Genomic DNA, 11,220 nt, shown 5'->3' on the forward strand with positions numbered 1-11,220 from the left:
CCATTGTCCTTCGCCGCATCCACTCGCTATATTCGAAATAACATAACGATGAAGCCATGCCGATGTCGCGAGTCGCCCTGAGTCTTGCCGTTGCCGCCGCCCTGGCCAGCGCCGACGACAACCGCGACGACGTGTTCGAACTCGGCGTCGGCGAACCGGCGCTGTCGCTCGTGCGCGAGCTTCGGCAGCGCTATCCCGAGCGGCCGACCGGATGACGCTCGGCGCGAAAGGCGCGAGTCATCGCTCCAGGCGAAACGCTCGTTTCGATTTCAGAAATCGACGATCGGGGCCATCCGCCCGGCCGCCGACATACGGTAGCCACTTGACGATTGATCACAGGAGAGGTCTTTGTCCGGCTCCCGATAGCCGCTAGGATGGCGCGCTTTCCGAGCCGCTCGGCGACTTCCGGCGAGCATCGAAAATCCGGATTGCGCGATTGAACAAATATTCAGCGTAATTTTCGTCGCGACGCCTCGGTCGCCGCGCGAGCGGCCGATGCCGGGCAAGAGGATCCGCCATGTACGTCCCCAAGTCGCCGTTCGTTGCCGCGCTGCTCGTTGGCGCGTGCGGCGCCTGCTTCGCGGCCGTGCAGACGCCGCTCGTCGTCGACTACGAAACGGGCACGGCGAATTCCGGTATCTCCGGCGTGATCGTGACCCACGCGACGGCGCCCGACGCCGCGTATGTCGTGGCCGATGCGCGCAGCGGCAACTACGCGATCGCCCACAAGGTCACGCTCGACGATCCGGCCTACGTGTCGAACGGTTCGCCGCGCAGCGAGAGTTCGACGAACCGCGTGTGGTCGAGCGCCGGCATCTACTACGACAATACCGAGGCGGTCTACACGTTTTCGCTGTCGCTGCGCGACTGGCAGCCGAGCACGTCGGGCGACGAGGACATCCTCTGGCAGTTCAAGCACAACCAAGGGCGGCACGATATCGCCATCGGGCTGCAGCGCAACGCGCTGATGCTGCACTGGAACGGCAACGCCAACCGGCTGGCGCTCGTGCAGAACGTCCTGGCTCCGGGCAACTCGCTGTCGAACCGGTGGATCGATTTCCGGTTCCGTATTCTCTGGAGGAGCGACGACACCGGCTGGTTCGTGATGGACATGCGCCTGCCCGGCGAAACCGACTACGGCCATACGGTGACGCGCACCGGCATTTCCACGTTCGATCCCACGCCCGGCACCGGCACGTTCGGGTATCTGAAGTGGGGCGTCTACCGCAACGACGGCAGCACGGCGAACGGCGATCCCGCGACGCGCATCGTCTATCACGACGACATCGCCGCGACGCAGATCGATACGCTGTTCGTCGACGGCTTCGAAGCCGCCGCGACGCGCTGACTCCTTTCAGGCATGCGCCGGCTCCGCCGCCGGCGCGAATCGCGTCATCACATGCCCGGCCATGCCGCGCGCGAGTTCCTCTTCGCCGAAGAACACCGTGCCGAGTCCTTCGGCGCGCAGCAGCACCGATTCGTCCTCGCTGTGCGTGCGCAGCACCACTTCGACCGCGGGATTGAGCGTGCGCGCGACGTCGACCATGCGCCGCACGCCGAGCGTGTCGGGCGTCGCGATCACGAGCATCGCCGCGTTCGCGATATGCGCCTGGATCAGCACCGCGGGGTCGGTCGCGTCGCCGACGACGGCGGCGACGCCGCTCGCGCGGAGGTCTTCGACGAGTTCGCGGTTCTGTTCGGCGACGACGAACGGGATGCTGCGCGCGGCGAGCGCATCGCCGATGCGGCGGCCCACGCGGCCGTAGCCGACGATCACCACCTGACCTTCGAGGTACTTTCGCTCGGTCGACATCGGCAGCTCGGCGTAAGGATCGCGGCGGCTTTCCAGACGCCGCGCGAGCGCCGAATGCTTCGTCGCCCAGCGGCCGAGCGGCGCGACGCCGGCGAACACGAGCGGATTGAGCGCGATCGAGATCAGCGCGCCGGCGAGCACGAGGCTCAGCGCCTCGGGTTCCATCAGGCCGAGCGTGACGCCCAGGCCGCCGAGCACGAACGAGAACTCGCCGATCTGCGCGAGGCTCGCCGCGACCGTCAGCGCGGTGTTGAGCGGATAACGGAACGCGAGCACGAGGCCCGCCGCGGCGATCGATTTGCCGACGACGATGATCGCGACGACGGCGGTCACCTTGAGCGGCTGCTGCACGACGACCATCGGGTCGAACAACATGCCGACCGAGACGAAGAACAGCACCGAGAACGCATCGCGCAGCGGCAGCGATTCCTTCGCGGCGCGATGGCTGAATTCCGACTCGCGCATGACCATGCCGGCGAAGAACGCGCCGAGCGCGAACGACACGCTGAACAGCATCGCCGCGCCGTAGGCGATGCCGATCGCGCTCGCGATCACCGCGAGCGTGAACAGTTCGCGCGAGCCGGTGCGCGCGACCTGCAGCAGCAGCCACGGCAGCAGGCGGCGTCCGACGATCAGCATCAGCGCGATGAAGCCGCCGACCTGCAGCACGGTGCCGGCGAGCGTGATCCACAAGGGCGTCGCGTCGGCCGCGGCCGGCTTGCCGGTCATGACGCCGGCGAGCGGCGGCAGCAGCACGAGCGCGAGCACGGTGGCGAGGTCTTCGACGACGAGCCAGCCCACGGCGATGCGCCCGTTCATCGTGTCGAGCACGCCGCGCGCCTCGAGCGCTTTCAACAGCACGACGGTGCTCGCGCACGACAGCGAGAAGCCGAACACGAACGCCGCGACCGGCGTCCAGCCCCACCACACGGCGACGCCGAAGCCGAGTGCGGTCGCCATCGCCATCTGCACGACGGCGCCGGGCAGGGCGATGCGCTTGACGGCCATGAGGTCGGCCAGCGAGAAGTGCAGGCCGACGCCGAACATCAGCAGCATCACGCCGATTTCCGACAGCTCCGAGGCGATCGCGACGTTGGCGACGAAACCCGGCGTGGCCGGGCCGATGACGACGCCGGCGACGAGATAGCCGACGAGCGCCGGCAGGCGCAGGCGTTCCGCGACGAAGCCCAGGACGAGCGCGAGGCCGAAGCCCGCGGCGATGGTGCTGATCAGGGAAACGCCATGGTCCATCCGGATTCCTTGCACGTCGAATCGATGCGATGGTCGATTTTGACCGGCGATCGCGGAAATTGCGAACGTCGTCGACGAGCGCGCGGATCGGGCCGCAACGATCGCGTGCGGGCGCGTTGTGCAGAACGCCGCATCGTATACGATTGCCCGGATGCGGAGGAAACGCGGCCGGGAAAGCTCCCGGCCGCGTCGTTGGACCACTTACGGCGTCACCGCCTCGAACCCGTTCTTGAAGATCGTGTCGGTGCCGGCAGCCGATGCCGGCACGAGGCACCAGCGGTTGATCCGGCCGGTATCGCTGGCGGCGCCGTCGACGAGCTTCAGGCTCCAGGTGCCCGACAGGTCCTGCCCCGCGAATGCGGCCAGCGGGTTGTCGCCCTTGTACGCGCCGCCGGCGGTATACGCCTGCGCCGCCGCCGCCGCGTTGCAGTTGCTCTCGAGCGTCTGCGTCGCGGCGTCGTCGACGATCACGTCGATGTCGTTGCCGCCGCAGGCGCTGTTGCCGGGGCGCGTCATGAGCTCGACGCTCGTCGCGCCCTTGCTCAGCGTCATCGACAGGTCGCCGACGTAGGTGTGGTCGATGTCGACCTTCAGGCGCAGGCCCGCGAGCGTGCCGGTATCGGTCACGACGAAATCGTCGGTGACGCCCTGCGGGTTGTTGTCGGGAATCGTCGTGACCGTGCTGCGGCAGATTTCCATCGCGGTCGTGAAGCGAAAGACGGCCGATGCCGCGCTCTCGCCGCACGTGTTGATGCCGAATACGCGCCAGTAGTATGTGGCGTTCGGATCGAGCGCGACGGTCGGCGCGTACGTCGTCGCCGCGACGGTCGTATCGACCATCGTCGTCGCAAAGCCCTCGTCGGTCGACAGCTGGAAGCGGTATGACGTCGCGCCGGCGAACGCGGTCCAGCTGAAGGCCGGCGTCGTCGACGCGCCGGTCGCGTTGTCGGCCGGTGCGGTCAGTGCGGCCGGCGACGGCGCGGTCGCTTCGACATCGAGATTGACGCTGGCCGTATGCGACACCGCCGGCGTCGTCGACGCAGCCTGAATGACGAGCCCGTAGCTGCCGCTCGCGACGCCGGCGGTGTTGCCGATCGTCAGCAGGCCGTTCGCGGCGGGCGAGGCCGGCGTGACCGGATTCGGCGAGAACGTGCCGGTCGATGCGCCCGGCAGTCCGGTGACGCCAAGCGTGACCGGTGCCGTGAATCCGGCGATGCCGAGGAGGCCGACGTCGTACGTGACCGGGCTGCCCGCGCAGATCGTGCGCGAGGCCGGCGAGGGCGACAGCGCGAAGTCGGGCGAGATAGTGAACTGGAAGTTGCCGTTCGCGGCGAGCGCGTACTTCTGGCGGCCCTGCGGCACGTTGATGCCGCGCACGCGAACCTGGTAGCTGCCCGTTACCGGCGCGTCGATGCGGATGCGGTGTACGTTGTTGAGGTTGTCGTAGTTCGCGGTCGTGGTGTCCTGCAGCGGATTGGCGTTGTTGACGCCGACGTTGGCCGGCAGCTTCTGCGTCCACACGTCGCCGTCGGGTGCGACCACTTCCAGGCGCAGGGCGTTGACGAGCGCCGGCGCGGCGTTCACGGCGGCGGCGACGTCGCTCCAGGTCAGCGTGACGACGAGCGGCTGGCCGGCGGTGACGTCGAGCGTGTGCGCGTCGACTTCGCCGGTGTACAGGCCGTTCGGCGCGTCGTACAGAAACAGCCGGCTCGTATCGCCGGCGAAGTACAGCGACTGATCGAGCAGGACGCGGCCCCAGCCCTGCGTCTGGTCGGGCGAGGGCGTCGCGACGTTCGCCGCCCCGTTGATCAGGATCGCCTTGACGAGCGCGCCCGACGGACTGGCGATCGCGTCGGCGGGCGTACGCTGTCCGCTCGGGAAGAAGCCGCGCGCGAGGTAGTCGCGCACGAGCGCGGCGAGGCCGGCCGCGGTGGGGGTCGCCATCGACGTGCCGCTCGACGTGCGCGTGCCGCAGGCGTTGCGGTCGGCCGACACGATGCCCGAGCCCTGCGCCGAGATATCGGGCTTGAGACGCGCGTCGGTCGTCGGTCCGCGCGACGAGAACGCGGCCATCGTATTGCCGGCCGTGCCGCGTCCGTTCGCGCCGACCGAGATCAGGTTCTTCGCGTTCGCCGGCGCGCCGACGTTGTTGCCGTTCGGGCAGACCGCGCCGTCGTTGCCGGCGGCGAACAGCACGAGCAGGTCGGCGTTGTCGCGCATCGCGTTGTCGACGTCGCGCGTGCGGTCGGTGTAGGTGACGGTGCAGTTGGCGATGCAGCGGCCGAGGAAGTTGGTGCAGCCGCCGCCCCACGAATTGCTGTGGATGCGCGCGCCGTTCGCGTACGCGGCGGTCGCGGCGTGATACGGATTGCCTCCGCTCGCGAGGTAGGCGAGGCTGGCGCCCATTTCCTGCGACACGAGCTTGGCGCCCGGCGCGGTGCCGTCGAGATCGGTATTGCCGCCTTCGCTCGTGAAGTTCGCGCAGTCGACCGCGTTGGCCGGGTTGTTGCCGGCGACCGAGCCCATCACGTGCGTGCCGTGCCCGTGATTGTCCTCCGGACCCGCGCCGGCCAGGCCCGACCACTTGTAGTGCGCGATCACCTTGCGATGGTCCGTGTTCGGCGCGGCGATGGTCGGACAGGCGGAACCATCGGTGCACGCGCTGATCGCGGGGTTCTGCGCGGCATCGTTGAACGCGCAGTTGCCGATGAAGAGGCCCGAGTCGAGCACGCCGACCACCTGGCCGCAGCCGTACAGGCCCTGTGCGAACATCGGGCGCAGCGGGGTCGGCGTGTTGACGTTGCTCTGGTGCAGCCAGCCGGCCTGCGAGTTCAGGAGGCGCTCGGGCCAGCGGAACGTGATCGACGCGACGTTCGGATCGGCCGCGAGCCGCGACACCGTCGCGCCGAGCTGCGCGCGGTCGAAGCGCGCGATGACGCGCGTGTCTTCGCCCGCGGTTTCGGTTCTGGCCTGGGTCAGTCCCGGCGTGCGCGTCACGAGGCTCGAAACGGCGTCGCGGTCGGCCTTCGCGTAGATGCCGATCGCGAGCTCCGCGATGCCGCCGTCGCGCACGAGGTTGCCGTGCTTGAACTCGTTCGCGATATTCGCGTCGACCTTGAACGCCGGCAGGAACGGCCCGGCCCATACCGCTCCGGCGATCGCGCGGGCGCGCGCATCGGTCGTCGCGGGCATGCGCACGATGTACGCGTAGTGCGGCGCGTAGCCGACGATGGTGGCGCCGAGCGCCTCGACGGCGGCGCGTGCCCGGTTGTCGATCGGACCGCCGAACTTGATCAGGCGCAGTGGCGAATCCTTGAACGCTTCGACGTCGGCGAGATCCTTCAGGCCGCTGCCGGCGGTCGACACCTTGCCGCTGCAGACGTCCTGCTGCGCGCCGGCGAACGATACCAGGCAGCGTTCGTCGGACGCGTGCGCGGAAAGCGAAAAAGCGAGGCTTATACTCAGATACAAGACGGTGCGCATGCAATGCATCCTCATGATGTCGGCGCGCGCTCGCGTTGGACGGAGGTGCGCACGGAATCGCCGGATGAGATCCGGCTGCGAATGGTTTCTCCCCGCGAAACCCTTTCAAGAATGGCATCGGCACCGGCGTCGTCGGCCGGCCGTTCCCGGAACAAACGCAACGCGTCGTGCAGCCGGCGGACGATTTCGACATCGTCGTTCAGCCCGGCCGGACGCCGCGCAAATGTCGGCGTCTCCGGCCGTCCCGGCCGTGCGTGCCGGTCGCCGACCCGCGGTTTCGCCGGGCGCAGACGAAAAAAGCGGCAAAGTATTGACCTGTACTTGACGGAATGTTATTTCGCGCCGGCTCGCATTCGTTCTTCCACAAATCTAGTTTGTATAGAAGGAGCGTGCCCATGAAACGCGCCACACGTTCGTTTTGCCTCGCCGTGACCTGTGCATTCGCCGCCGCCGCGACGGGCCAGACCCCGCCGCCGCCGACGCCCACGTTCACGCAGGAAGTGCTCGCCGCCGAACAGGAAACGGCCGCCGCCGCGGCGACCGTCGACGCCGCCGCGGCCGACATCAAGGCCGCGATGATCGCGGTGCGTCCCGGCCTCGTCGGCGCCGTGCCGGGCGGCAACGCCGCCGGCTGTCCGGTCGCCTGCGCGTCGGTCTGCGCCTATGCGGCGGCCGTCGCGACGGTAACGTGCGAAGCGCATGCGACGGCCTGGGTGACCTGTCCCGACGGCACCACCCTGTGGGCCGAGGGCTACGGCTACGCCACGGCGACCGCGGTCGGCTTCGGCCTCGCCTGCGCGACCGCGTGCACGGACGGCAGCGGCTTCGGCTTCGGCGCGGGCGGCGGCGGTGCGGGCGGCATCGGCGGCGGAGGGGGCGCCGGCGGCGTCAACCTCGGCGCGACCTGTCCCGGCGGCGGCTGAACCGCTTGCGGCCGCCGCGGTTCGCGCCGCGGCTGAAACTTCCTTGCAACGCCTCCGGTCGGAGAATGCGGGCGCGGGCCGCTGAGAGAATTTTTGCGGTTCGCGCACAGTTCTCAATGTTCGGAAGTTCCAGCGACTGTCGTTTCCTGCACGACGCATGAGCGTATCGGCGGCGGGCGCCAGGGAAGGCGCCCGCCGCCGCGGTCGAAGGAGTGACGCGGAGGTGCTGCGATGATCGTCGGCCAGTCGGTTGCGTCGCATGCGATGCTCGCGAGCTTGCGGCGCTTCGCTTCGTGCGCGGTGCCGGTGCTGCTCGAAGGCGAAACCGGTACCGGCAAGGAGCTCGCGGCGCGCGAGATACACTACGCCGGCCCGCGTGCGCAAAAGCCCTTCGTGCCGGTCAACTGCGGCGCGCTGCCCGACAGTCTCATCGAAAGCGAGCTGTTCGGTCACCGGCGCGGCGCGTTCACCGATGCCAAGAGCGAGCAGCCGGGCCTCGTCGAACTCGCGCACGGCGGTACGTTGTTTCTCGACGAAGTCGATACGCTGTCGCCGAAAGCGCAGGTGACGCTGCTGCGTTTTCTGCAGGATCGCGAGTACCGGCCGGTCGGCGGTCGCGTCGCGCGCGTCGCCGACGTGCGCATCGTCGCGGCGACGAACGCATCGCTCGAGCAGCTTTCGCTCGAACGCCGCTTTCGCCGCGACCTGTACTATCGACTCAACGCGCTGTATCTGCGCGTGCAGCCGCTGCGCGAACGCGTCGCCGACATCGCGCCGCTCGCGCAGCATTTTCTCGAGATCGCGGCGCGGCAGCTCGGGGCGGCGCCGAAACGCTGGACCGACGCCGCGTTCGCCGCGCTCGCCGCGCACGCGTGGCCCGGCAACGTGCGCGAACTCGAAAACGTCGCGCTGCGCGCGTACGTGAACGCCGACGGCGCCACGGTCGGCGTCGCGGAACTCGCGGCGGCCGATCCGGCGTTCGCCGCGGCGAGCGCCGAGCCCGCGCAGGCGGCACCGCGCGACGCGAGCTTCAGCGCGTCGAAGGCGCGCGCGATCGCGTCGTTCGAACGCACCTTTCTGACGAACCTGCTGCGCGACGCCGGCGGCAACGTCACGACCGCGGCGAAGCTCGCGGACATCGAGCGGCGCCAGCTCGGCAAGCTGCTCAAGAAGCACGGCATCGCGCGCGCCGCCTTTCGCGAACCCTCTTAGTTCCCCGTCGTCGCGGCGTTCTTCGCGCATGCGTCTGTTCCCGGGCGGGTGGATTTTGCCCCGGCATTCGGCCCGAAGCGGGTCGGCACGGCCCCGGTCGCTTCGTACGTACAAGTAAAAATAATCGCAAAGACAACATCTTGTGTTCGCGCGATCTCTGGCACGCGTGTTGCGTTGCCGTACCGGTCCGACCCGCAGGCACCCGCGATGCACGAGCCGTTCGACGCGCAGTCCGATCCTCCCGGCGAAATCGAAAGCGCCGTGATCGGCTATCTGCGCAGCCACCCCGACGCCGCCGACACGCTCGACGGCATCGTCGGCTGGTGGCTGCCGCGGCAGCGCTACGAAACGCAGCGCACGCGCATCGAGGCGGTGCTGTCGGCGCTCGTCGCGCGCGGCCTGTTGCGCGTGAGCGGCCTGCCCGGCGGGGCCGAGCTGTACGCGTTGAAAGAACCGCCGACCACGCCGCCGCCCTGAGCGCGCGCGGCCCCACGAGCAGGAGAACTCCATGCCAGTCGCACTCACTTATCCGGGCGTCTACGTCGAAGAAATTCCGAGCGGCGTGCGCACGATCACCGGCGTCGCGACGTCGATCGCCGCGTTCGTCGGATGGGCAACGAAGGGACCGACCGACGATGCGGGGCTGGTGCTCTCGTGGAGCGACTACGTGCGCAAGTACGGCGAACTCGATCCGCGCAGCTATCTGGGCTACGCCGTCAGCCAGTTTTTCGCCAACGGCGGACAGCGCGCCTACATCGTGCGCCTGGCCAAGGGCGCGCTCGCGTCGAAGGTCGAACTCAAAAGCGACGCGGCGGCGCTGGCGCTGACGGTTTCCGCACGCAGTCCCGGATCGTGGGGCGACGACTACGCGGTGACGGTCAAGGCGGTCGATCCCGACAACGGCACGAAGCGTTTTCGCCTCGTCGTGTCGAACTGGAAACTCGGCGTCGTCGTCGAGACGTTCGAGAACGTGGCGATGTCGCCGACGCACGCGCGCTTCGTCGACAACGTGCTCAAGGCCGAATCGCTGTTCGTCACGTCGGTCGCGACCGGCGCGGACCTGCCCGCGAACACTCCGAAGGGAGAAGTCCATAAACTCGGCGGCGGCAGCAACGGCGACGAGCTCAAACCGGACACGGCAGACTTCGAGACCGCGGCGCTCGCGTCGACCGGCGTGCTCGATCGCGTCGATCTGTTCAACCTCTTGTGCGTGCCGGGTGCGACGACGCCCGGCACGATCAAGTCGCTGCAGGCCTATTGCCGCAAGCGGCGCGCATTCATGATCGCCGACTGCGTGTCGACGGCGACGTCCGACTCGCTCAAGAACGGCCCTGACGGCAATCTCACGGGCACCGACTCCATCAATGCGGCGTTCTACTTCCCGTGGTTGTACGCGCCCGACCCGGCGCAAGAAAACCGGCCGCGCCTGTTTCCGCCGAGCGGCTTCATGGCCGGCATCTATGCGCGCACGGACACCCAGCGCGGCGTCTGGAAAGCGCCGGCCGGCAGCGAAGCGAGCCTGACCGGCGCCATCGACACGAAAGAGCGCGCCACCGACGACCAGAACGGCGTACTCAATCCGCTCGCGATCAACTGCATTCGCAACTTTCCGGTGTACGGCATCGTCGCGTGGGGCGCGCGCACGCTCCAAGGCAACGACGAGCGCGGCTCGGAGTGGAAATACATCCCGGTGCGGCGCACGGCGCTGTTCATCGAGGAAACGCTGTACCGCGCGACGAAGTGGGTCGTGTTCGAACCGAACGACGAACCGCTGTGGGCGCAGATCCGCCTGAACATCGGCGCGTTCATGCACGACCTGTTCCGCCAGGGCGCGTTCCAGGGCGCATCGCCCAAGGACGCGTACTTCGTCAAATGCGACAAGGAAACGACGACGCAGAGCGACATCAATCGCGGCATCGTCAACATCGTGGTCGGCTTCGCGCCGCTCAAACCCGCCGAGTTCGTGGTGATCAAGCTGCAGCAGATCGCCGGCGACATCCAGACCTGAGGACACACAGCCATGGCGCAGTTCACCGTCAACGCGCAGCGTTTCGATCCGTACAAGAACTTCAAGTTTCGCGTGAAGTGGGACGGTCGTTACGTTGCCGGCGTCAGCAAGGTCGGCGGCCTGAAGCGCACGACCGAAGTCGTGGAGCACCGCGAGGGCGGCGATCCGAGCACGTCTCGCAAATCGCCCGGCCGCACCAAGTACGAAGCGGTCACGATCGAGCGCGGCGTCACGCACGACCTCGAATTCGAGAAATGGGCGAACAAGGTGTGGAGCTTCGGCGGCGGCCTCGGTGCGGAAGCGTCGCTCAAGGACTTCCGCAAGGACATCATCATCGAGGTGTACAACGAGGCGGGGCAGCTCGCGCTCGCGTACAAGCTGTTCCGCTGCTGGGTGTCGGAGTACCAGGCGCTGCCCGATCTCGACGCGAACGCGAACGCGGTCGCGATCCAGCACATCAAGATCGAGAACGAGGGCTGGCAGCGCGACGTCGAAGTCGCCGAGCCGTCCGAACCGGTGCTGGCGTAACG

The 11,220-nt window shown here is 68.3% G+C and carries 9 protein-coding genes; 7 read left to right on the forward strand and 2 right to left on the reverse strand.

Annotated features, from left to right (window positions below; all coding sequences use genetic code 11):
• Positions 1–56 precede the first annotated feature (56 nt).
• The gene (locus tag OD750_RS26335; RefSeq protein WP_263542653.1) at positions 57–215 is read left to right on the forward strand and encodes a hypothetical protein; all 159 of its coding nucleotides are present in this window, start codon (positions 57–59) and stop codon (positions 213–215) included.
• Between the two features lie 302 nt (positions 216–517).
• Positions 518–1,348, forward strand: coding sequence for a heparin lyase I family protein (locus tag OD750_RS26340; RefSeq protein ID WP_272842190.1), 831 nt, complete (start codon positions 518–520; stop codon positions 1,346–1,348).
• Between the two features lie 6 nt (positions 1,349–1,354).
• On the opposite strand, the gene OD750_RS26345 is transcribed toward OD750_RS26340, so the two are convergent.
• The gene (locus OD750_RS26345) at positions 1,355–3,064 is read right to left on the reverse strand and encodes a cation:proton antiporter domain-containing protein (RefSeq protein ID WP_263542651.1); all 1,710 of its coding nucleotides are present in this window, start codon (positions 3,062–3,064) and stop codon (positions 1,355–1,357) included.
• Between the two features lie 201 nt (positions 3,065–3,265).
• Positions 3,266–6,547, reverse strand: coding sequence for a S8 family serine peptidase (locus OD750_RS26350; protein ID WP_263542650.1), 3,282 nt, complete (start codon positions 6,545–6,547; stop codon positions 3,266–3,268).
• Positions 6,548–6,942: 395 nt separating this feature from the next.
• Here OD750_RS26350 and OD750_RS26355 point away from each other — a divergent pair, with 395 nt between their 5' ends.
• The 5 genes from OD750_RS26355 to OD750_RS26375 all read left to right on the forward strand — a co-directional run bounded on the left by OD750_RS26355 (position 6,943) and on the right by OD750_RS26375 (position 11,218).
• Positions 6,943–7,470 carry a hypothetical protein gene (locus OD750_RS26355; protein ID WP_263542649.1) on the forward strand — a complete coding sequence of 176 codons (528 nt, stop codon included), beginning with the start codon at positions 6,943–6,945 and terminating at the stop codon, positions 7,468–7,470.
• A 231-nt stretch (positions 7,471–7,701) separates the two neighbouring features.
• Positions 7,702–8,682 (forward strand): sigma 54-interacting transcriptional regulator, encoded by a 981-nt coding sequence (locus OD750_RS26360; RefSeq protein ID WP_263542648.1) that lies wholly within the window; start codon positions 7,702–7,704, stop codon positions 8,680–8,682.
• A 207-nt stretch (positions 8,683–8,889) separates the two neighbouring features.
• Entirely contained in the window at positions 8,890–9,159 is a 270-nt protein-coding gene (locus OD750_RS26365) for a hypothetical protein (protein ID WP_263542647.1), read from the forward strand.
• Between the two features lie 31 nt (positions 9,160–9,190).
• The gene (locus tag OD750_RS26370; protein ID WP_263542646.1) at positions 9,191–10,690 is read left to right on the forward strand and encodes a phage tail sheath family protein; all 1,500 of its coding nucleotides are present in this window, start codon (positions 9,191–9,193) and stop codon (positions 10,688–10,690) included.
• 12 nt (positions 10,691–10,702) lie between these two features.
• Positions 10,703–11,218: a phage tail protein gene (locus OD750_RS26375; RefSeq protein ID WP_263542645.1), complete on the forward strand. Its 516-nt coding sequence runs from the start codon at positions 10,703–10,705 to the stop codon at positions 11,216–11,218.
• Positions 11,219–11,220: the final 2 nt, after the last annotated feature.

The organism is Tahibacter soli, assembly GCF_025717065.2.
GTDB lineage: Bacteria > Pseudomonadota > Gammaproteobacteria > Xanthomonadales > Rhodanobacteraceae > Tahibacter > Tahibacter soli.

Excerpts from the sequence above, each read along its gene's own strand:
- OD750_RS26335 (WP_263542653.1), top strand. The coding sequence starts at position 57 with ATGCCGATGTCGCGAGTCGCCCTGAGTCTTGCCGTTGCCGCCGCCCTG.
- OD750_RS26340 (WP_272842190.1), top strand. The coding sequence starts at position 518 with ATGTACGTCCCCAAGTCGCCGTTCGTTGCCGCGCTGCTCGTTGGCGCG.
- OD750_RS26345 (WP_263542651.1), bottom strand. The coding sequence starts at position 3,064 with ATGGACCATGGCGTTTCCCTGATCAGCACCATCGCCGCGGGCTTCGGC.
- OD750_RS26350 (WP_263542650.1), bottom strand. The coding sequence starts at position 6,547 with ATGCGCACCGTCTTGTATCTGAGTATAAGCCTCGCTTTTTCGCTTTCC.
- OD750_RS26355 (WP_263542649.1), top strand. The coding sequence starts at position 6,943 with ATGAAACGCGCCACACGTTCGTTTTGCCTCGCCGTGACCTGTGCATTC.
- OD750_RS26360 (WP_263542648.1), top strand. The coding sequence starts at position 7,702 with ATGATCGTCGGCCAGTCGGTTGCGTCGCATGCGATGCTCGCGAGCTTG.
- OD750_RS26365 (WP_263542647.1), top strand. The coding sequence starts at position 8,890 with ATGCACGAGCCGTTCGACGCGCAGTCCGATCCTCCCGGCGAAATCGAA.
- OD750_RS26370 (WP_263542646.1), top strand. The coding sequence starts at position 9,191 with ATGCCAGTCGCACTCACTTATCCGGGCGTCTACGTCGAAGAAATTCCG.
- OD750_RS26375 (WP_263542645.1), top strand. The coding sequence starts at position 10,703 with ATGGCGCAGTTCACCGTCAACGCGCAGCGTTTCGATCCGTACAAGAAC.